The organism is Aestuariivirga sp., from assembly GCF_037139295.1.
Lineage (GTDB): Bacteria > Pseudomonadota > Alphaproteobacteria > Rhizobiales > Aestuariivirgaceae > Aestuariivirga.
In genome coordinates, this window is sequence record NZ_JBAXGR010000016.1 from 15,216 (window position 1) to 34,786 (window position 19,571).

Here is a 19,571-nt window from a genome sequence, read left to right on the forward strand (position 1 = left end):
CATGTCCATCTGGACCCGCATCGCCGACACCCTCGCTTCCATCGGCGAGTCGGTCGGCGCATTCCTTCAGTCGATCGTGGCTCGCAACCCGACGCCGCCCGAGAAGTCGGTGGCCTTCACCATTGGCATGATCGGGCTCGGCGCCAAGATGGCGAAGGCCGATGGCGTCGTCACCGAGGACGAGATCAAGGCCTTCAAGCAGGTCTTCCACATTCCGGATGGTGAGCTTGCGACCGTGGCGCGGGTTTTCAACCTCGCCAAGCAGGACGTGGCTGGCTACGAGACCTATGCGAAGCAGATCGCCAAGCTGTTCGCGGCGCGCGCCGAGGTGCTGGAGGACGTGCTCGACGGGCTGTTCCACATCGCCAAGGCCGACAATGCCTTCCACCCCGGAGAACATGGCTTCCTGAGGCGCGTGGCGGAGATCTTCGGTTTCTCCGAGGCCGACTTCGCGCGCATCCGGGCGCGCCATGTGGATGTGCCGGATGATCCCTTCCTGATCCTTGGGCTGGCTCCGGGAGCAAGCTCAGACGAAGTCCGCAAGCGCTATCGCGACCTGGTGCGCGAGCACCACCCGGACCGCCATATCGCAGCGGGCGTGCCAGAGGAGATGGTCGAGCTCGCGACCCAGCGCTTGCAGAAGATCAACGAGGCCTACGACCGCATCATGGAGATGGCGGCGTGATCCTGTCGCCTCTGGCACACCGCTATGTGGCTGCCGCCAACCGCGAGCCGCGGCGCAACAACCGCGCGGTGGACATGCTGCTTCTCCACTACACGGGCATGAAGAGTGCGGCCGCCGCCTGCGATTTGCTGTGCAGTGCGGAGTCCGGCGTGTCGTGCCACTATCTCGTCGACGAGGACGGCACGATCACCCTGATGGTGGGGGAGGATGAGCGCGCCTGGCACGCGGGCGTTTCCTCGTGGCAGGGCGAGACGGACACCAACTCGCGCTCGATCGGCATCGAGATCCACAATCCGGGCCACGGCGCCGACTACCGCGACTTTCCGGCCGTGCAGATGCACTCCGTCGTGGCGCTGTGCCGGGACATTCTCTCGCGCCACGCCATTGCGCCGCAGAACGTGCTGGCCCATTCCGACGTGGCACCGGGCCGCAAGCTGGACCCCGGCGAGCGCTTCGACTGGCCGCTGCTGCATCGGGAAGGGATCGGCCACTGGGTGCCGCCTGCCGAACTGGATGACCGCGAGCTGGCGGGCGACGACCTTGCGGATTTCCAGCGGCTGTTGCAGGCCTATGGCTACGGGATCGACGTGACGGGCGCGTTGGACGAGGTGACGCGCAAGGTGACGGATGCCTTCCAGCGGCACTTCCGGCCGGCACTGGTCAATGGCCTGCCTGACCTTTCAGCGCTGCGCACGGCAGTGCGACTGCTGTCTGATCAGCCCTTGCGGCAGAGCGCGAGCAGGCCGGAGACGTCCGCATCATAAAGCGGGAACACCACTTCCTGGGAGTCGACCTTCACGGTCAGGCGGTCGGCCTTCTCCAGGGCCTTGAGCAACGCGCTGTCCACCGGCATTTCCACCTCGACGCTGGAGGAGGCGGCATCGGGGTTGATGTCGATCTTGCCGCCGAAGGTGGCGGTTTCGCTGCCTGCGGTGACCGTCATCGGCACCTTGCGGCGCGCCAGCTTCTGCAGTTCCGCCGTGGGCCGGGGGACATAGAGGTTCACGATGCCCTTCCGGTTCGGGCACCACAGGCTGAGGCCCACGTCATCGCTATCGGCCACACCGAAGATCAGATATGACTCCTGCTCGCTTGCATCGAGCGTCCATTCGCGCTCCTGTGCGAGGGCCTGGCCAGTGACGAGGCCAAGAGCGACAAGAGCGAAAAGAAGGGCAGTGGAGCGGTGCATGGTGCGTGAGGAACCCGGAAATGAGGCGCCTGTCTATCGGCTCTTCTGGGATCGGGGAAGTGCCAATATGGCGCCCCACGCCGTGCTCCGGGAAATCGGCTGCGCCTTCGAGCTGATACGTGTGGATATCTCGAAGGCCGAAAACCGGGCTCCGGCCTATGTGGCCCTCAACCCCAATGCCCGGGTGCCGACGCTCGCCCATGGCGACCGGGTGATCTACGAATCCGCGGCCATCCTGATGTATCTGTGCGAGGCCCATCCGGAGGCCCGCCTCTTGCCGCTGCCGGGCGACCCTGACCGGGGCGCCTTCCTGCAATGGCTGTTCTGGCTGACCAACACGCTGCAGGAAGACCTGCAGCACTGGTGGCACGCCGACAATTACCTCGACACGGAAGCCGCGCGGCATGACTTGAAAGTCGTTGCAGAACGAAGGCTTGGCCGCATGTTCTCGCAACTTGATTCAGATTTGGGACGGGGCGGCCCCTACATGCTGGGCGAGCGCTTTTCGGCACTCGACATCTTTCTCGTCATGCTCTGCCGCTGGACCAGGGCCATGGCGCATCCTGCCACTTCCTACCCCAACCTCAACCGCCTCATCGGCCTTGTCACCGCACGCCCTGCATGGGTTGCGATGATGCTGGCCGAAGGCATCGACTGGAACGGACCCCTCGCATCATGACTGCCTCACTGATCATCACCAATGCCGCCATTCTCACTATGGATGCGGCTCGCCCCACGGCGGAAGCGATTGCCATTTCCGGGAATCGAATCATGCGCTTGGGAACTCATGCTGAGGTGATGCGCGAGAAGGGCGCCGATACCCGCGTGGTTGATGCCTGCGGTGGCACGGTGATCCCCGGATTCGTCGAAGGCCACATGCACCTGTTCGCAGGTGCGGCCGAACTCTCGCACCTCCAGCTGTTCGGTACGCGCGGCTTCGAAGAGCTGAAGGCGCGCACCGAGGCTTACCTGCAACAGAACCCCGGCGATGACCTGATCATCGGCGAGCAGGCGGATTACGTCATCATCGGCGAGCACGAGCCACTGTCGCGCCATCACCTTGACCGGATCATCAAGGACCGGCCGATCATCGTCTTCTCGCCCGACCATCACACCGCCTGGGCCAACACGCTGGCGCTCGAGATGGCAGGCATCCTGAAAGGCCGCAAGCTTGGGCCCGGCAACGAGATCGTCATGGGGGCGGACGGGCTGGCCCAAGGCGAATTGCGCGAAGGCGAGGCCATCGACCCCGTCCGCGCCCTGTCGAAGAAGGGCATGCGAGACAGGCTGGGCCTCGCCACCGGTGGTGAGCCCGAGCCCTATCCGACCAAGGCGGAGTTCGAGACCGACCTCGAGACCATGCGGGTGGGCCTGCGCCATGCGGCGGCGCATGGCATCACCTTCGTGCAGAACATGGACGGCAACATCTATACCCTTGAACTGCTGGAGGAACTGCAGCGCCGGGGAGAGCTTACGGCGAGGGTCAGGGTGCCGTTCCACTTCAAGAACTTCATGGATATCGCGATGCTGGAAAAGGCCTCGCAGATGGCCGCGCGCTGGCAGGGCGAGATGCTGTCGTCCGGCTTCGTGAAGCTGTTCATGGACGGCGTGGCCGACAGCGCCACCGCCGTGATGGTGGAGGACTATGCCAGCCGCCCCGGCTGGAGGGGCGACCCGCTGTTCGAACCCGAGCGCTTCGCCGCCATTGCGACCGAAGCTGACCGGCGGGGCCTGCAGGTCGCCGTCCACGCCATCGGCGATGGCGCGGTCAGGATCGTGCTCGATGGTTACGCGGCTGCGCTGAAGACCAATGGGCGGCGTGACTCGCGCCACCGGGTGGAGCATGTGGAGGTCATTCACCCTGACGACATTGCGCGCTTTGCGGAGCTGGGCGTCATCGCCTCGATGCAGCCGCCGCACGCGCCCGGCAACCATGGCCTGCCGCTCGAGCCCTATCTCTCGAACATTGGTGAGGCGCGCTGGCAATGGGCCTTCGCCTGGAAGGCGCTGCGCGAGGCGGGCGCGCGCCTCGTGTTCGGCACCGACTGGCCGGTCTCAGACATCGACCCGCTCTGGTCGCTGCAGTCTGCCATGACGCGGTGCCGCTGGAACGACCAGATGCCTGACAACCGCCAGAGCCTGCACCAGGCCGTCCACTCCTACACCGCCGACGGCGCCTATGCCGGCTTCATGGAGGGCAAGACAGGCGTGCTGAAGGAGGGCCTGCTCGCTGACCTTTGCGTGCTGCCGGTGGATTTGGCCAAGACCGACCCCGCGACCTACAATGGCATCAAGCCGCGCATGACAGTGTGCGACGGCCGGGTGGTGTTCGAGGGCTGAGGCCATGGCGGTTGCTATTCCCGGTGCAATCGCCTACTTGCCCACCTGCCAGCTGGCTGGATGACCGCTGCCGCTATGCTCGAAAGGGTGCGGGGGAGGAAAGTCCGGGCTCCATGGAAACACGGTGCCGGGTAACGCCCGGCGGGGGCGACCCCAGGGAAAGTGCCACAGAAAAGATACCGCGGATCCGGGCTTCGGCCTGACGCAAGGGTGAAAAGGTGCGGCAAGAGCGCACCGCGGCCTCAGCAATGAGGACGGCATGGCAAACCCCACCGGGAGCAAGACCGAATAGGGGTGGCGCGGCGGACGCAAGTCCGCCAGGGACGTTTCCGTTCCAGCTGCCCGGGTAGGTTGCGTGAAGCGTCCGGCAACGGGCGTTCCAGATGAATGGTCATCCATTGCGGGGCAACCCGCAGGGACAAAACCCGGCTTACAGGCCGGCTGGCATTATCCCCCGCCAAATGCTCCGCAACGCGTGAATCGAAACCAATTGTTAAGCAGGCCGATTGCAATGTCGGACTGAAGATTAACGCCTTTTTCACCGTGATTTAGGCTTGCCATGGCCGCCCAGGAAAATACCCACCCGCCGCATGTTCCCGTGATGCTGCCCGAAGTGCTGAGCGCACTCGCGCCGCGTGACGGGGGCGTTTACGTGGATGGCACCTTCGGGGCCGGTGGCTACACCCGCGCCATCCTCGGTGCGGCGGACTGCAAGGTCATCGCCATCGACCGCGACCCCTCGGCCATCCGGGCGGGGCAGTCGCTGGTTTCGGAATTTGCGCCGCGCCTCAGCCTGCGCGAGGGCCGCTTCGCCGACATGGAAACCCTCGTCGGGGCGGAGCGCATCAACGGCATCGTTCTCGACATCGGCGTATCCTCCATGCAGATCGACGAAGCCGAGCGTGGCTTCTCCTTCCTGCGCGACGGGCCGCTGGACATGCGCATGGCACAGTCCGGAACCTCGGCGGCGGATGCGGTGAACTCGTTGCCGCAGGAGACGCTCTCCAACATCATCTATGTTTTCGGCGAGGAGCCGCGCTCGCGCGCCATCGCCCGCGCCATTATCGAGGCGCGCAAGGAAGCGCCGATCACCACCACGCATGGCCTGGTCAAGGCCATCGAGCGCGTGACCGGGCGACCGCGCCCGGACAAGATTCATCCCGCCACGCGCACCTTCCAGGCGCTGCGCATCCACGTGAACGGCGAGCTCGATGAGCTCGTCGAGGCGCTGCATGCCGCCGAGCGCCTGCTGCCGCAGGGTGGCCGCCTCGTGGTCGTCACCTTCCATTCGCTGGAAGACCGGATCGTGAAGCGCTTCTTCGCCTCGCGCGCCGGCAAGCTGCCTTCGGGCTCGCGCCACCTGCCGGGTGCGGTGAAGGGGCCGGAGCCCAGCTTCGAGCTTCCCTTCAAGGGTCACCTCGGCGCCAGCCATGCCGAAGCGCGGCTGAACCCGCGCGCGCGCTCGGCCAAGCTGCGCGCCGGCATTCGCACCGCGGCTCCGCCCATGCCCGTCATCGCCGACGAGATCGGCCTCAGCGTTCAGGGAACGCGACACTAGATGCACAAGCTCCTCAACCTCTTGCTTGTCACGGCGGTGCTGGTGTCCGGCTTCATCCTCTATTCGCTGGAGCACGAGACGCGTGGCTTCGAGCGCGAGGCCGCGAAGTTGCAGCGTGGCATCGAGGCCGAGACCGAGAACATGCGCCTGCTCAACGCCGAGTGGTCGAGCCTCATCCGGCCTGACCGCATCCGCACGCTGGCCGAGCGTTTCCTTGGCCTGTCGACGCTGAAGGCGCAGCAGATCGTCAAGCTCGACGACATTTCCAACCACGTTCCCGCCGAACCCGTGATGAACCTCCAGGCGGAGGGAAGCGATCCGATCGGCGCCATCATCGACGATATGAAACAGCCATGACCGAACTGATCTCCGACCATCAGTCTACGGATGAAACACCGCCCCGGCTGGCTGGGCAGAACCGGCTGCGGCTCATCGGCATCTGTTTTGCGGCGGCCTTCCTGACGATTGGCGGGCAGCTGACGCACCTCACCATCTTCCCGAAGCCGGATGATCCGGTGCGCCCGATCGTTGAAGGCCCGCTGCCGCGCCCCGACATCATCGATCGCAATGGCGTGCTGCTGGCGACCGACGTGGCAGTGGCCTCGATTTTTGCCGACCCATCCAAGATCATTGACATCGACGAGGCCGTGGAGGCGCTGACCGCCACCATGCCGGACCTCAATGCCAAGGACCTGCGACGCAAGCTGACGACCGCCAAGCGTTTCGCCTGGATCAAGCGGCAGGTGTCTCCGGAAGAACGTGACGCCGTCTACAATCTCGGCATTCCCGGCGTGAGCTACGTCAACGAGCGCCGCCGCGTCTATCCGCAGGGGCGCCTCTCCTCGCATGTTGTGGGTTATGTCGACCTCGACACCAAGGGCATTGCCGGTGTCGAGAAGTACCTCGACGACCGTGGCGCACTTTACACCGCGTCGCTGGCGGAGCCCACCGAGCACCGCACCGAGCCCGCGCAGCTTTCGCTCGACATCCGCGTCCAGGCGGCAGTGCTCGACGAGGTGGGCAGGGCCATCGAAAAGTTCCATGCCATCGCCGGCGGCGGCATCGTCATGGACATCGACACGGGCGAAGTGCTGTCCATGGTGTCTCTCCCCGACTTCAATCCGAACCAGGAGAACAAGAACTTCTCCAAGGACCAGCAGAACCGCATGACCAGCGGCGTTTATGAGCTGGGTTCAGTCATCAAGGCCGTGACCTTCGCCATGGCGCTCGATTCCGGCAAGGTGACGCTGCAGAGCGTGTTCGACACGCGCTACCCGCTGGTCATCGGCAGTGCGCGCATTCATGACTTCCACCCCCAGCACCGCCCGCTGACCACCGAGGAAGTGTTCTGCGAATCCTCCAACATCGGCACGGCCAAGATGGCGCTGGAAGTGGGGCTCGAAGAGCACCAGGCCTTCCTGCGCAAGGTCGGCCTGTTCGACAAGCTGCAGACCGAACTTCCAGAGGCTGCGCGGCCGCTGCTGCCCAAGCGCTGGAGCAGGCTCGTCACCGCCACCACCGCCTTCGGCCACGGTTTTGCCGTGCAGCCGTTGCAGGGTGCTGCGGTGGTTGCAGGTCTTCTCAACGGCGGTCATCTCATCACGCCCACCTTCCTTCGCCAGAACGAGGAGGAGGCCATGGCCATGGCCACCACGGTGATCAAGGAGTCGACCAGCGATACCCTGCGCTACCTGTTCCGGCGCAATGCTGAAGTCGGGTCCGCCTCCAAGGCCGACGTGATCGGCTATCGGGTGGGTGGCAAGACCGGCACCGCCGAGAAGGTGGTGAACGGCCGCTATGACAAGAACAGGCGCCTGTCCTCCTTTATCGGGGCCTTCCCGATGGATAACCCCAAGTACCTCGTGATGGTGATGCTCGACGAACCGAAGGCCATTCCCGGCACTTATGGCTTCGCCACGGCCGGCTGGAATGCCGTGCCCACCGCAGCCAACATCGTCGAACGCATCGCACCCATGCTCGGCGTCGAGCCGGTGTTCTCCCAAGAAGACCTCCAGAAGCTGGCCAAGCTCGAGGAGACGGAAAAGAAGAAGAAGCAGAACTGATGACCATTCGTCTTAGGTCTCTCGTCGGCAGCGAGGCCCCGCTCCCCAAGGATGCGGAGGCCTTGTCCGTTGCGGGCCTCACTGCCGACAGCCGCGCGGTGAAGCCGGGCTTCGTGTTTGCGGCGCTGCCGGGCACGCATGTCGATGGCGCGAAGTTCATTCCGCAGGCCATTGCAGCCGGTGCCATCGCGGTGATCGCGGGTGAGGGCGCGCAGGCCCCGGGCGCGGCACTGATCGCTTCAACGAATCCGCGCCAGCTGTTCGCGCGCATGGCTGCGCGCTTCTATGGCCGGCAACCTGACACCATTGTCGCGGTCACCGGGACCAGTGGCAAGACGTCGGTCGCCACCTTCGTGCGCGAGATCTGGACTGCGATGGGCTTTCCCGCCGCCAGCCTCGGCACGGTGGGCGTCGTGTCACCCTCGGGCACCATCGAGCTCGAGCATACGACCCCTGATGCCATGAAGCTTCAGGAACTGGCTGCCAGGCTGGCTGAGGAGAAGGTCGAACATCTCGCAATCGAAGCTTCGAGCCATGGCCTCGATCAGTACCGTCTCGACGGGTTGCGCCTCGCCGCGGCGGGTTTCACCAACCTGTCGCACGACCACCTCGATTACCACCCGACGGTGGAGGATTATTTCAACGCCAAGATGCGCCTGTTCGAAGAACTCGTGGCGCCTGGTGGTGCCGCCGTCATCAACGTCGATACGCCGCGTGGCGAAGAGGCGGCCCGCCGCGCTGCGGCATATGGCCTCAAGGTGTGGAGCGTGGGCCTGAAGGGCGAGGCCATCCGCATCGTCAATGTTCGCCGCGAAGCGGGGAGCCAGCATGTGACGGTGTCTGTCCATGGCCGCTCCTATGAAGTCGACTTGCCACTTGCTGGCGATTTCCAGGTGTCAAACGCGCTGATCGCCGCCGGCCTCGTGCTCGCCACGGGTGGCGACGAGGCGCAGGTGATGCATTCACTGCAGTCGCTGAAGGGCGCCAAGGGCCGGCTCGAACTGGTGGGCCGCTCTGCAAAGGGGGCACCCGTCTTCGTCGACTATGCCCACAAGCCGGATGCGCTGGAGAATGCGCTGGCTTCTCTGAGGCTCTATACCAGGGGCCGCCTCTTTGTGGTCTTCGGCTGCGGTGGTGACCGCGATCGTGCAAAGCGTCCGATCATGGGCGAGATTGCCACGCGCCTTGCCGACAAGGTTTATGTCACGGACGACAATCCGCGCACCGAGGAGCCCGCGTCCATCCGCGCCGCCATCATGGCTGCGGCACCGGGTGCCACCGAAGTTGGAAGCCGCGCTGCGGCAATCCGTGCGGCGGTCGATGAATTGCAGGCAGGCGATTTGCTGATCGTCGCCGGCAAGGGCCACGAGGAGGGCCAGAAGATCGGCAAGCAGGTTCTCCCGTTCAGCGACCACGAGGCCGTGATGGCTGCCATTGAAGGCCGCGACTATCATGGCTGAGGCGTTGTGGACCATCGAAGAGCTTCTCGCCGCGACGGGTGGCAAGCTGCACGGCACGGTGACGAAGCCGCTCACTGCAGTCACCATCGATTCCCGCGCGGTGGGGCAGGGCGACATTTTCGTTTCCATCAAGGGCGACAAGCATGATGGACACGACTTCGTTGCCAATGCGCTGAAGGCCGGTGCGGGCCTCGGCCTCGTTTCACGCGTCACGCCGGACATGCTGGCGGAGGGGCCTGTGCTGGAAGTGGCGGACGATCCGCTGCGCGGATTGGAGCAGATGGGCATCGCGGCGCGGGCTCGCTCAGAAGCACAGATCGTCGCCATCACCGGCAGCGTCGGCAAGACCTCGACCAAAGAGATGATGCGCACGGCGCTCTCGGCCTCGGGCGAGACGCATGCCTCCGCCGCATCCTTCAACAATCACTGGGGTGTGCCGCTCACGCTGGCCCGCATGCCGCGGAGTGCCGCCTTCGGTATCTTCGAGGTTGGCATGAACCATTCGGGAGAAATCACGCCGCTCGTCGCCATGGTGCGCCCGCATGTGGGGATCATCACCACCATCGCTGCGAGCCATCTCGGCAATTTCAACTCGCTCGACGAGATTGCCGATGCCAAGGCTGAAATATTCTCCGGCATCGTGCCGGGCGGCAGTGCCGTGATCAGCCGCGACACGCCCTACTTTGAGCGACTCTCCGCCGCTGCCTGGGCCTGCGGCGTGCGCAGCGTCGTTTCCTTCGGCAAGCACCCGGCAGCGGATGTGCGCATGGAGCGGGTTGCGCTGCTTCCCGACTGCTGCTGCATCACCGCCGATGTGATGGGCGAGACCGTATCCTACAAGCTGGGCTTGCCTGGCGAGCACATGGCGGTGAACAGCCTCGCTGTTCTCGCGACCGCGAAACTGACCGGCGCAGACCTTGCCCGCGCTGCGCTGGCGCTGGCCCATGCCGCGCCCGCCAAGGGCCGCGGCGTGCGTGAGCGGCTGTCGATCGCCGATGGCGAGTTGTTGCTGATCGATGAAAGTTACAATGCCAACCCGGCTTCCGTTGCGGCAGCGCTTGGCCTGCTGGGCGCCGCCCAGCCGCCGCGCGGCGGACGTCGCATCGCGGTTCTGGGCGACATGCTCGAACTGGGCGAGCAGAGCCCGGCACTTCACGCCGGCCTTCTCGAACCGATGGACGCCGCCAAAGTCGATGTCTTATATGCCGTAGGTCCCTTGATGGCGAATCTCTGGGCGTGCGTGGCCCCACACAGGCGCGGCGCCCATGCGGAAACGTCCGAAGGACTGCGTGATGCGTTGCTCAAGGGCCTCAGGCCCGGCGACGTGGTGATGATCAAGGGTTCGCTCGGCAGCCGCATGGGGCCGCTGGTAGAGAAGATCAGGGCGGCCCACCCGCCGCTTGCCAAGGAGACCTGATGTTATTTCTTTTGTTCAGCGGCCTCGCGGATGAGGTGTCCCCCTTCAACGTCTTCCGCTACCAGACGTCACGCACGGGGCTTGCCATCATCACCGCGCTGATCTTCGTGTTCCTGTTCGGGCCACGCATCATCTCGCTCCTCAAGGTCAAGCAGGGCCGGGGCCAGCCGATCCGTTCCGACGGGCCGCAGCGCCACATTGTCGAGAAGCAGGGAACGCCCACCATGGGCGGCCTGATGATCCTGTCGGGCATCTTCGTCGGCACGCTGCTGTGGGCGGACCTGCGCAACCTCTATGTGTGGGCCGTGTTGTTCGTGACGCTCGGCTTCGGCGCAATCGGCTTCTACGACGACTACCTCAAGGTCACTAAGGCGACAACCAAGGGCTTCTCCGGCAAGGTGCGCTTGCTGGCCGAGTTCGCGATCGCGGGCTTGGCCGTGGCCATGTTCATGTGGATCGGCGACAAGCCGCTGGCCACCTCGCTCGCCGTTCCCTTCTTCAAGGACCTGCTCATTCCCTTCGGCGTGTTTTTCATCTTCGTCGGCATGTTCGTGGTGGTGGGCGCCGGCAATGCGGTGAACATGACGGATGGGCTTGATGGTCTCGCAATCGTTCCGGTGATGATAGCGGCCGCCAGCCTCGGTCTCATCGTGTACCTCGTGGGCAACTACAATTTCTCGAGCTATCTCGAACTTCACTTCGTGAAGGGGGCGGGCGAACTCGCCATCATCTGCGGTGCCATCGTGGGCGCTGGGCTTGGCTTCCTGTGGTTCAATGCCCCGCCTGCCATGATCTTCATGGGTGACACGGGTTCGCTCTCACTCGGTGGCGCGCTGGGCGCCATCGCTGTCGCTGCCAAGCACGAGATCGTGCTGGGCATCATCGGCGGCCTCTTCGTGCTGGAGACGCTCTCCGTCATCATCCAGGTGGCCTCGTTCAAGATGACCGGCAAGCGCGTCTTCGCCATGGCGCCGTTGCACCACCACTTCGAGCAGAAGGGCTGGAAGGAACCCACCATCGTCATCCGCTTCTGGATCATCGCCATCGTTCTGGCGCTGATCGGGCTTTCCACGCTGAAGCTGAGGTAGTTCTTGTTCCCCGCCACCACATTCAAGGGCAAGACCGTCGCCGTTTTCGGCCTCGCGCGTTCCGGCACCGCCACCATCGAAGCGCTGCAGCTGGGCGGCGCGACGGTTCATGCCTGGGATGATTCTGCGCCTTCCGTGGAGAAGGGCAGGGCGGCCGGACTGCCAATCAGCAATCTGCACCAGCTGGACTTCGCCACGCTCGATGCGCTTGTGCTGAGCCCTGGCGTTCCGCTCACCCACCCCGAGCCGCACTGGACCGTTCTCAAGGCCCGCCATGCCGGGATCGAGGTGATCGGCGATACTGAAATCTTCGCACGCGAGGCGGCTGCGGCAGGCTCGCGTATCGTCGCCATCACCGGCACCAATGGCAAGTCGACCACCACGGCGCTGACGGGCCACGTGCTGGCCCAGGCAGGGCTCGACGTGGACGTGGGCGGCAATATCGGCAAGGCGGTGTTCCTGCTGCGCCAGCCGGTGAAGGGCCGCGTCTATGTCCTGGAACTCTCGTCCTTCCAGATCGACCTGATGCCCCGCCTCGACCCGCATGTCGGCATCCTCACCAACATCACGCCCGACCATCTCGACCGCCATGGCACCATGGAAAACTATGCCGCCGTGAAGTCACGCATCTTCGCCAGCCAGCACAAGGGCGACACTGCACTGTGCGGTGTTGATGACGACTGGTGTTCGGCGATTGCGGAGAGGACCGTGGCGACCGGTTCCGACCTGCGCCGCGTCTCGGTGGTGAAGGACCTGAGTGACGGCATCACCGCGCATGACGGCGTGCTGCGCGACAAGCGCAGCGGCGCGGTGAAGGCCGAGATCGACCTTCGCGCCATGCCGGCCCTCAAGGGTCGCCACAATTGGCAGAACGCCTGCATGGCCTATGGCGCAGCCATCGCATTGGGCGTTGACACCGAAACCATCGCTGCGGCGATGATGAGCTTTCCCGGCCTCGCGCACCGCATGCAGCAGGTTGGCCGCGTCGGTGCCATTGCCTTCATCAACGACTCCAAGGCCACCAATGCCGATGCGGCGGAGAAGGCGCTGGCGTCGTTCGAGAACATCTACTGGATTGCTGGCGGCATTGCCAAGGCGGGTGGCATCGAACCGCTGCAGCCGCTGTTCGGCCACGTGGCGCGTGCCTATCTCATCGGCCAGGCGGCGAAGGACTTTGCAAATACCATCGGCGCCGCATTGCCCTATGAGGACTGCGGCACGCTGGAGCATGCAGTTGTCGCGGCACTTCGCGATGCGCAGAGGGAGACCAAGCCCGGCGCGGTTATCCTGTTGTCGCCCGCCTGCGCGAGCTTCGACCAATATCCAAATTTCGAAGTGCGGGGAGATGCCTTCGTCAAGGCCGTATCCCTGCTTCCCGGTAGCGAGATGACAATTCCAGGAGATGCCCATGCTGCTCGGACGTAGCGACCGCGGCCTGCTCGCGCGCTGGTGGTTCACGGTGGACCGCGGCCTGATGTTTGCCGTGCTCCTGCTCATGGCCTCAGGCGTGCTCGTCTCCATGGCGGCAAGCCCGCCGGTGGCCGAGCGCATCGGTGCTGACACCTTCCACTTCATCAAGAGCCAGCTCTTCTACCTCAGTCTCGCCGTGCCGGTGCTGGTGACGCTCTCGTTCTTTCCGCCGCGCTATGCCCGCCGTGCCGGGCTTCTGGTATTCTTCGTGGCCCTGGGCCTGATGGCTGCCGCGTTGTTTTACGGACCCGAGATCAAGGGGGCGCACCGCTGGATCAACATCGGGCCGATCAACCTGCAGCCCTCTGAGTTCGCCAAGCCCGCCTTCGTCATTGTCGCTGCGTGGTTCCTTGCCGAACACACGCGCCGGCCGGAGATGCCGGGTCAGGTGATCGCGCTGATCTTCGCGGCGGCCTTCATCGGTTTGCTCATCATCCAGCCTGACTTCGGGCAGACGGCGCTCGTCATCCTCACCTTCGGCTCGATGCTGCTGATCTACGGCATCTCGTGGTTCACCGTGCTGGGCCTTGGTGCGCTGGGCGTTGCAGGCGTGTTCGCTGCCTATGAGCTTGTCGACCATGTGCGCTCGCGCATCGACCGCTTCATGAGCCCGGACAAGGGCGACACCTTCCAGGTAGATACAGCACTCGAGGCGTTCAAGAATGGCGGCCTGATGGGCACCGGACCGGGCGGCGGCCAGGCCAAGCTCGTGCTGCCCGACGCCCACACCGACTTCACCTTCGCAGTCGTTGGCGAGGAGTTCGGTCTCATCGCCTGCATCATCCTAATGTCGCTCTTTGCCTTCGTGGTGCTGAAGATCCTGGTGCGTGCCAAGCAGGAGCCCGATCCCTTCGCGGCGCTGGCGCTCTCCGGCCTCGGCCTGATCTTCGGCTTTCAGGCGGTCATCAACATGGGCGTGAACGTGGCACTGCTGCCGGCCAAGGGCATGACGCTGCCTTTCATCTCCTACGGCGGCTCTTCACTGCTGGGCATGGCCTTCGGCATGGGCCTTGTCCTGGCGCTGGGCCGCAAGCGCTTTGGCGTGCGTTCGAGCGTGCCTCAACTCAACGTGTCCTACGCCTGATGAGCAAGGGTACCTTCGTCCTCGCAGCTGGTGGAACTGGCGGGCATCTGTTTCCCGCCCAGGCGCTGGCCGAGGAGCTCAATCGGCGTGGCTACACCATTCACCTGATGACCGACGAGCGGGTGCGGGACTATGGCAAGTCCTTCCCTGCTGTGGAGACCCATGTCGTTCCGTCCGCCACGCTGTCGCTGTCGAAGCCATGGCTGGTGCCGGGGCGCGCTTTGCGGCTCTATGGCGGCTATCGCGCAGCACGCGCCATCCTGAAGCGTGTGAAGCCGCTCGCGGTGATCGGCTTCGGTGGATACCCGTCCTTTCCGCCCATCATGGCGGCGGCGCGGCTGAAGATACCGTCCTGCGTGCATGACCAGAATGCGGTGATGGGGCGCGCCAATCGTGTGCTGGCGAAATGGGCCGACGCCGTGGCCTCGTCGTTCCCAACGCTGCTGGGCCTGCCGCCCGAAGCGAAGGACAAGCTCACCTTTACCGGCAATCCGGTGCGCGACATCGCGTTGAAGGAGAAGGCGGCACCTTACCCGGCCTTCGATACCTTCAACCTCCTCGTCTTCGGCGGCAGCCAGGGCGCGCAGTTCTTCGGCGAATTCATGCCCAAGGTCTTCGGGGCGATGACGCCCGGGCAGCGGGCAGGGATCAGGCTCACCCAGCAGGTGAGGGCCGAAAACATGGATGTGGTCTCAACCGCCTACAAGGCGCTGGGCCTCGACTGCGACCTCGCTCCGTTCTTCATGGACATGCCGAAGCGCATCGCGGCGTCCCATCTCGTTGTTTGTCGCTCGGGCGCCTCGACCATTGCCGAGCTAGGCGTCATCGGCCGCCCGGCCGTCATGGTGCCGCTGCCGCATGCGCTGGACAATGACCAGTTGCGGAACGCCGAAAGCTTTGCAACGGCAGGGGCCGGATGGGTCCATCCACAGGCCTCTCTGGCACCTGAGACCTTTGCCCAATTTCTGACATCTCTCCGCTCTCAACAGGGCCAACTTCAACAGGCGGCGGCGGCGGCCCTGGGGCACGGTAAACCCGATGCAGCCCAGCGGCTTGCGGATCTCGCGGTCAAACTCGCAGGGAAATAAGCCATGAAACTCCCGGGCAATGTCGGCCCCATCCACTTCATCGGCATCGGCGGCATCGGCATGAGCGGCATTGCCGAGGTCATGGCCACGCTGGGCTACAAGGTGCAGGGGTCCGACCTCACCGACAATTATAATGTCGCCCGGCTGCGCAAGAACGGCATCGACGTCCACGTGGGCCACAAGGCGGAGAACCTGGGCGATTCACAAGTCGTGGTCGTCTCCTCCGCCGTGAAGGAAGACAATCCGGAGCTCGTCGAAGCCCGCAACCGCTACCTGCCCATCGTGCGCCGCGCCGAAATGCTGGCAGAGCTGATGCGCTTCAAATCCTGTGTTGCCGTTGGCGGCACGCATGGCAAGACCACCACCACATCGCTGGTGGCGGCACTGCTTGATGCTGGCAACCTCGACCCGACGGTGATCAACGGCGGCATCATCAATGCCTATGGCACCAATGCGCGCCTCGGCAAGGGCGATTGGATGGTGGTGGAGTCGGATGAATCTGACGGCACCTTCGTCAAGCTTCCGGCCGATATCGTGATCGTCACCAACATTGATCCGGAGCACCTTGACCACTACGGAACCTTCGACAAGGCCAAGGAGGCTTTCCTCGCCTTCGTCGAGAACATTCCCTTTTATGGCTTCGCCGTGATGTGCATCGACCATCCGGTGGTGCAGGAGATGATCGGCAAGGTGCGTGACCGCCGCGTCATCACCTATGGCCGCAGCCCGCAAGCCGACGTGCGCCTGACTGACGTGCGATACGAAGATGGCGAGACACGCTTCTCGGTACGCCTGACCAACCGCCGCACGGGTGAAACCCATGATATCGAAAATCTCAGCCTCGCCATTCCAGGCGACCACAACGCGCTGAACTCCACGGCGGCGATCGTGGTCGCCAAGGAACTTGGCATATCGGACGATGACATTCGCAAGGGCTTCAAGAGCTTCACCGGCGTCAAGCGCCGCTTCACGCGCACTGGCGAGCACAACGGCATCACCGTCTATGATGACTATGGCCACCACCCGGTGGAGATTGCCGCGGTGCTGAAGGCGGCGCGTGGCGTTGCCAAGGGCAAGGTGATCGCGGTGATGCAGCCGCACCGCTACACGCGGCTTTCGTCGTTGTTCAACGAGTTCTGCACCTGCTTCAACGATGCCGACACGGTTGTCGTGGCACCCGTCTATGCGGCGGGCGAGCAGCCCATCGACGGCGTGTCGCACACTTCTCTGGCCGAAGGTCTCAAGTCTCGCGGCCACCGCTCGGTCCATACGATCGAGAAGCCCGAGCAGCTGGCTCCGCTGGTGCGCGGCATTGCGAAGCCCGGCGACATCGTGATGTGTCTCGGGGCGGGCACCATCACCCAGTGGGCCTATGCACTGCCGGGCCAGTTGGAGGCCTTTGACAAGGCACCGTCATGACGAAGCTCGACGGTGACGCGCTGCTGAAGCGCCTGCCGCAGATGCGTGGGCGGCTCGAGGCCAATGCGCCGCTCGCCGACCTCACCTGGTTTCGCGCTGGTGGCCCGGCTGAAGTGCTGTTCACGCCTGCCGACGAGGTGGACCTTGCGGCGTTCCTGAAGGATACCCCGAAGGACGTGCCAATCTATGTGATCGGCGTCGGCTCCAACCTTCTGGTGCGCGATGGCGGCGTGCCGGGCGTGGTGATCCGTTTGGGCAAGGGCTTTGCCGAGATCACTGAGGAGCCTGGCCATCGCGTGCGGGCAGGGACGGCGGCGCTGGACGTGCGCGTCGCCCGCTTCGCGCTGGAGAAAAGTATCGACTCGTTAACCTTTCTGAGAGGTATACCGGGCACGATCGGTGGTGCGTTGCGCATGAATGCCGGGGCCTATGGGGGCGAGACCAAGGACATTTTGATCGAGGCGCGCGCTGTCGACCGGTCGGGGAATATCCACGTGCTTACCAACGCGGACATGAAATACGCCTATCGCCACTGCGGCGCGCCCGAGGACCTCGTGTTCACGCAGGCGCTGTTCCAGGGCCGCGCGGGCGATCCCGCCGAAATTTCCGCTGCCATGGACAAGATCACGGAAAGCCGAGAGGCCACCCAGCCGGTCAAGAGCCGCACGGGCGGCTCCACCTTCAAGAACCCGCCGGGCAACAAGTCCTGGCAGCTGATCGACAAGGCCGGCATGCGCGGTCTTGCGGTCGGCCCTGCCAAGGTGTCCGAACTCCACTGCAATTTCCTGATCAACGAGGGCGGGGCCACCGCCGCCCAGATCGAGGAGCTTGGTGAAACCGTTCGCGCCAAGGTCAAGGCGACGTCCGGCATCGAACTCGACTGGGAGATCAAGCGCATTGGTCTCAAGCTTGAGGGTGCGGCATGAGCCGAGTGCCGTCACAGACGACGGTTGCCGTGCTGCTTGGCGGCTGGTCCGCCGAACGCGAGGTGAGCCTCAGTTCTGGCAAGGCCTGCACAGCCGCGCTGGAGCGTGCTGGCTTCAAGACCGTGCCGATCGATGTGAAGCGCGAGACAGTCGTTGCTGAATTGCAACGCGTGAAGCCGGACGTAGCCTTCAATGCGCTGCACGGCAAGTGGGGTGAAGACGGCTGCTGTGCCGCCATCCTCGAGACGCTGCAGATTCCCTATACGCATTCCGGCGTGCTGGCCTCATCGCTGGCCATGCACAAGGAAAAGTCCAAGATCGTGTTCCGTGCCGCTGGCGTGCCGGTGGCAGAAAGCCTGCTGGTGCCGCTCGAAGACGTTGCGGCCGGTCATCCGATGAAGCCGCCCTATGTCGTGAAGCCGGTAGCGGAAGGATCCAGCGTCGGCGTCCATATCGTGCTCGAAGGTGCAAACACGCCTGTGAAGGCCGTTCTGGATGAGCGCGCCACCTTCGGCAGCCATGCCATGGTCGAGCGTTTCGTGCCGGGCCGCGAGCTCACCTGTGCCGTGATCGGTGACAGGGCGCTGGGCGTCATCGACATCGTGTCGAAAGGCTCCGGCTGGTACGACTACGAGGCCAAATATGCGCCGGGCGGTTCGCAGCATATTCTTCCGGCACAAATTCCGGCGGACGTCTATGCCAAGTGCCAGGACTATGCGCTGGCAGCTCACAATACCCTTGGTTGCCGCGGCGTGTCGCGCACCGATTTCCGCTATGACGACAATACGGGCGACCTGATCGTGCTGGAAGTGAACACCCAGCCCGGCATGACCGGCACATCGCTGGTGCCGGAACTGGCCGCGCATGCGGGCCAGAGCTATGAGGAACTCGTGACCTGGATGGTCAACGATGCATCGGTGGACAGATGACCGACGACTTCTCCGTCTATCAGCGCCGTAGCCAGTCCTGGCTTGACCAGGGCAATACGCTCCGGGTGCGCCTCGCGGCGCGCGCCTCGGCGCTTCTGCTGCTGGGCGGCGTGATCATGACGGGCCTCTTCAACGGCGGCTACCTCGATTACGAGGGCAGTCCGTGGATGCTGCTTCCGGGCAAGGCGGCCAGCATCGTTGGCATGGCGGCGCAGGAAATCACCATCACCGGCCTCGAGCACCATGAGCCGGAGACACTGCTTTCCGCTGTTGGCGTGCAGCCCGGCGGTTCGCTGATGGGCTTCGATGCGGTACAGGCGCGCAATATCCTGCAGAATCTCGACTGGGTCGAGACGGCCAAGGTGCAGCGCCTGTTTCCCAACCAGCTTGTCGTCGAGGTGAAGGAGCGCGAGCCCTTCGCCATCTGGCAACGCGGGACAGCCTACTACGTGATCGACAAGTCGGGCGCTGCGATGAGTGGCCTCGAGGCCACGCACATGGTGCGCCTGCCTCTGGTTACAGGCGAGGGCGCAAATGTCGCCGCGGCGGAACTCATTAACCAAGTTGCAGCCTATCCCGACATAATGTTGCAGGTGAAGGCAGCGGCCCGTGTCGGCAGCCGGCGCTGGACCCTCTATCTCGACAACGGCATCACGGTGCAGTTGCCGGAAAGGGACTGGCAGCAGGCAATCGCCATGGCGGACCAGTTGAACAAGACGCAGAACATCCTGGCGCGCGGCATCCGCTCGCTGGACCTGCGCCTTCAAGGCCGGGTGACGGTTGAGGTGGCGGAGTTCGCCGCAACCGACACGAAGGCCGGAGACAAGAAGACGGTGGCCGGAACCAATTGATGCC

Annotated in this window: 18 protein-coding genes and 1 other RNA gene; 18 read left to right on the forward strand and 1 reads right to left on the reverse strand. The window is 64.4% G+C overall.

Going from position 1 to position 19,571, the window contains the following annotated elements:
- Nucleotide 1 precedes the first annotated feature (1 nt).
- Nucleotides 2–685: a DnaJ family molecular chaperone gene (locus tag WCJ41_RS06815; protein ID WP_336905092.1), complete on the forward strand. Its 684-nt coding sequence runs from the start codon at nt 2–4 to the stop codon at nt 683–685.
- Complete coding sequence (locus tag WCJ41_RS06820) at nt 682–1,449, forward strand: N-acetylmuramoyl-L-alanine amidase (protein WP_336905093.1); 768 nt, start codon at nt 682–684, stop codon at nt 1,447–1,449. Before WCJ41_RS06815 ends, WCJ41_RS06820 begins: the two co-directional genes overlap by 4 nt.
- Here WCJ41_RS06820 and WCJ41_RS06825 read toward each other — a convergent pair.
- Nucleotides 1,401–1,874 (reverse strand): hypothetical protein, encoded by a 474-nt coding sequence (locus WCJ41_RS06825; RefSeq protein WP_336905094.1) that lies wholly within the window; start codon nt 1,872–1,874, stop codon nt 1,401–1,403. The two genes, WCJ41_RS06820 and WCJ41_RS06825, sit on opposite strands and share 49 nt — an antisense overlap.
- On the opposite strand from WCJ41_RS06825, the gene WCJ41_RS06830 reads away from it, so the two are divergent.
- The 16 genes from WCJ41_RS06830 (at nt 1,873) to WCJ41_RS06905 (ending at nt 19,567) form a co-directional block, all read left to right on the forward strand.
- Nucleotides 1,873–2,553 carry a glutathione S-transferase family protein gene (locus tag WCJ41_RS06830; protein ID WP_336905095.1) on the forward strand — a complete coding sequence of 227 codons (681 nt, stop codon included), beginning with the start codon at nt 1,873–1,875 and terminating at the stop codon, nt 2,551–2,553. The two genes, WCJ41_RS06825 and WCJ41_RS06830, sit on opposite strands and share 2 nt — an antisense overlap.
- Complete coding sequence (locus WCJ41_RS06835; protein WP_336905096.1) at nt 2,550–4,214, forward strand: amidohydrolase; 1,665 nt, start codon at nt 2,550–2,552, stop codon at nt 4,212–4,214. The genes WCJ41_RS06830 and WCJ41_RS06835 overlap by 4 nt, the downstream gene beginning before the upstream one ends.
- A gap of 48 nt (nt 4,215–4,262) precedes the next feature.
- Nucleotides 4,263–4,663, forward strand: an RNA gene (gene rnpB, locus WCJ41_RS06840) — RNase P RNA component class A.
- Between the two features lie 110 nt (nt 4,664–4,773).
- Nucleotides 4,774–5,772, forward strand: coding sequence for a 16S rRNA (cytosine(1402)-N(4))-methyltransferase RsmH (gene rsmH, locus WCJ41_RS06845; protein WP_336905097.1), 999 nt, complete (start codon nt 4,774–4,776; stop codon nt 5,770–5,772).
- Complete coding sequence (ftsL, locus tag WCJ41_RS06850; protein WP_336905098.1) at nt 5,773–6,129, forward strand: cell division protein FtsL; 357 nt, start codon at nt 5,773–5,775, stop codon at nt 6,127–6,129. It begins immediately after the preceding gene.
- Nucleotides 6,126–7,835, forward strand: a complete 1,710-nt coding sequence (locus tag WCJ41_RS06855) for a penicillin-binding protein 2 (RefSeq protein ID WP_336905099.1) — start codon at nt 6,126–6,128, stop codon at nt 7,833–7,835. Before ftsL ends, WCJ41_RS06855 begins: the two co-directional genes overlap by 4 nt.
- Entirely contained in the window at nt 7,835–9,295 is a 1,461-nt protein-coding gene (locus WCJ41_RS06860) for a UDP-N-acetylmuramoyl-L-alanyl-D-glutamate--2,6-diaminopimelate ligase (RefSeq protein WP_336905100.1), read from the forward strand. Before WCJ41_RS06855 ends, WCJ41_RS06860 begins: the two co-directional genes overlap by 1 nt.
- Complete coding sequence (locus WCJ41_RS06865) at nt 9,288–10,712, forward strand: UDP-N-acetylmuramoylalanyl-D-glutamyl-2,6-diaminopimelate--D-alanyl-D-alanine ligase (protein WP_336905101.1); 1,425 nt, start codon at nt 9,288–9,290, stop codon at nt 10,710–10,712. The genes WCJ41_RS06860 and WCJ41_RS06865 overlap by 8 nt, the downstream gene beginning before the upstream one ends.
- Nucleotides 10,712–11,800 (forward strand): phospho-N-acetylmuramoyl-pentapeptide-transferase, encoded by a 1,089-nt coding sequence (gene mraY / locus WCJ41_RS06870; protein WP_336905102.1) that lies wholly within the window; start codon nt 10,712–10,714, stop codon nt 11,798–11,800. The genes WCJ41_RS06865 and mraY overlap by 1 nt, the downstream gene beginning before the upstream one ends.
- 3 nt (nt 11,801–11,803) lie before the next feature.
- Nucleotides 11,804–13,225, forward strand: a complete 1,422-nt coding sequence (murD, locus tag WCJ41_RS06875) for a UDP-N-acetylmuramoyl-L-alanine--D-glutamate ligase (protein ID WP_336905103.1) — start codon at nt 11,804–11,806, stop codon at nt 13,223–13,225.
- Nucleotides 13,209–14,354 (forward strand): putative lipid II flippase FtsW, encoded by a 1,146-nt coding sequence (ftsW, locus tag WCJ41_RS06880; protein WP_336905104.1) that lies wholly within the window; start codon nt 13,209–13,211, stop codon nt 14,352–14,354. The genes murD and ftsW overlap by 17 nt, the downstream gene beginning before the upstream one ends.
- Nucleotides 14,354–15,442, forward strand: a complete 1,089-nt coding sequence (gene murG, locus WCJ41_RS06885) for an undecaprenyldiphospho-muramoylpentapeptide beta-N-acetylglucosaminyltransferase (protein WP_336905105.1) — start codon at nt 14,354–14,356, stop codon at nt 15,440–15,442. The genes ftsW and murG overlap by 1 nt, the downstream gene beginning before the upstream one ends.
- A gap of 3 nt (nt 15,443–15,445) precedes the next feature.
- A complete protein-coding gene (gene murC / locus WCJ41_RS06890; protein ID WP_336905106.1) occupies nt 15,446–16,861 on the forward strand; it encodes a UDP-N-acetylmuramate--L-alanine ligase in 1,416 nt (471 codons plus the stop codon).
- Nucleotides 16,858–17,787 carry a UDP-N-acetylmuramate dehydrogenase gene (gene murB, locus WCJ41_RS06895; protein ID WP_336905107.1) on the forward strand — a complete coding sequence of 310 codons (930 nt, stop codon included), beginning with the start codon at nt 16,858–16,860 and terminating at the stop codon, nt 17,785–17,787. Before murC ends, murB begins: the two co-directional genes overlap by 4 nt.
- A complete protein-coding gene (locus WCJ41_RS06900) occupies nt 17,784–18,716 on the forward strand; it encodes a D-alanine--D-alanine ligase (protein WP_336905108.1) in 933 nt (310 codons plus the stop codon). Before murB ends, WCJ41_RS06900 begins: the two co-directional genes overlap by 4 nt.
- Nucleotides 18,713–19,567: a cell division protein FtsQ/DivIB gene (locus WCJ41_RS06905; RefSeq protein ID WP_336905109.1), complete on the forward strand. Its 855-nt coding sequence runs from the start codon at nt 18,713–18,715 to the stop codon at nt 19,565–19,567. The genes WCJ41_RS06900 and WCJ41_RS06905 overlap by 4 nt, the downstream gene beginning before the upstream one ends.
- Nucleotides 19,568–19,571 lie beyond the last annotated feature (4 nt).

Excerpts from the sequence above, each read along its gene's own strand:
- WCJ41_RS06815 (WP_336905092.1), top strand. The coding sequence starts at position 2 with ATGTCCATCTGGACCCGCATCGCCGACACCCTCGCTTCCATCGGCGAG.
- WCJ41_RS06830 (WP_336905095.1), top strand. The coding sequence starts at position 1,873 with ATGGTGCGTGAGGAACCCGGAAATGAGGCGCCTGTCTATCGGCTCTTC.
- WCJ41_RS06825 (WP_336905094.1), bottom strand. The coding sequence starts at position 1,874 with ATGCACCGCTCCACTGCCCTTCTTTTCGCTCTTGTCGCTCTTGGCCTC.
- WCJ41_RS06835 (WP_336905096.1), top strand. The coding sequence starts at position 2,550 with ATGACTGCCTCACTGATCATCACCAATGCCGCCATTCTCACTATGGAT.
- rsmH (WP_336905097.1), top strand. The coding sequence starts at position 4,774 with ATGGCCGCCCAGGAAAATACCCACCCGCCGCATGTTCCCGTGATGCTG.
- ftsL (WP_336905098.1), top strand. The coding sequence starts at position 5,773 with ATGCACAAGCTCCTCAACCTCTTGCTTGTCACGGCGGTGCTGGTGTCC.
- WCJ41_RS06855 (WP_336905099.1), top strand. The coding sequence starts at position 6,126 with ATGACCGAACTGATCTCCGACCATCAGTCTACGGATGAAACACCGCCC.
- WCJ41_RS06860 (WP_336905100.1), top strand. The coding sequence starts at position 7,835 with ATGACCATTCGTCTTAGGTCTCTCGTCGGCAGCGAGGCCCCGCTCCCC.
- WCJ41_RS06865 (WP_336905101.1), top strand. The coding sequence starts at position 9,288 with ATGGCTGAGGCGTTGTGGACCATCGAAGAGCTTCTCGCCGCGACGGGT.
- mraY (WP_336905102.1), top strand. The coding sequence starts at position 10,712 with ATGTTATTTCTTTTGTTCAGCGGCCTCGCGGATGAGGTGTCCCCCTTC.
- ftsW (WP_336905104.1), top strand. The coding sequence starts at position 13,209 with ATGCTGCTCGGACGTAGCGACCGCGGCCTGCTCGCGCGCTGGTGGTTC.
- murG (WP_336905105.1), top strand. The coding sequence starts at position 14,354 with ATGAGCAAGGGTACCTTCGTCCTCGCAGCTGGTGGAACTGGCGGGCAT.
- murC (WP_336905106.1), top strand. The coding sequence starts at position 15,446 with ATGAAACTCCCGGGCAATGTCGGCCCCATCCACTTCATCGGCATCGGC.
- murB (WP_336905107.1), top strand. The coding sequence starts at position 16,858 with ATGACGAAGCTCGACGGTGACGCGCTGCTGAAGCGCCTGCCGCAGATG.
- WCJ41_RS06900 (WP_336905108.1), top strand. The coding sequence starts at position 17,784 with ATGAGCCGAGTGCCGTCACAGACGACGGTTGCCGTGCTGCTTGGCGGC.
- WCJ41_RS06905 (WP_336905109.1), top strand. The coding sequence starts at position 18,713 with ATGACCGACGACTTCTCCGTCTATCAGCGCCGTAGCCAGTCCTGGCTT.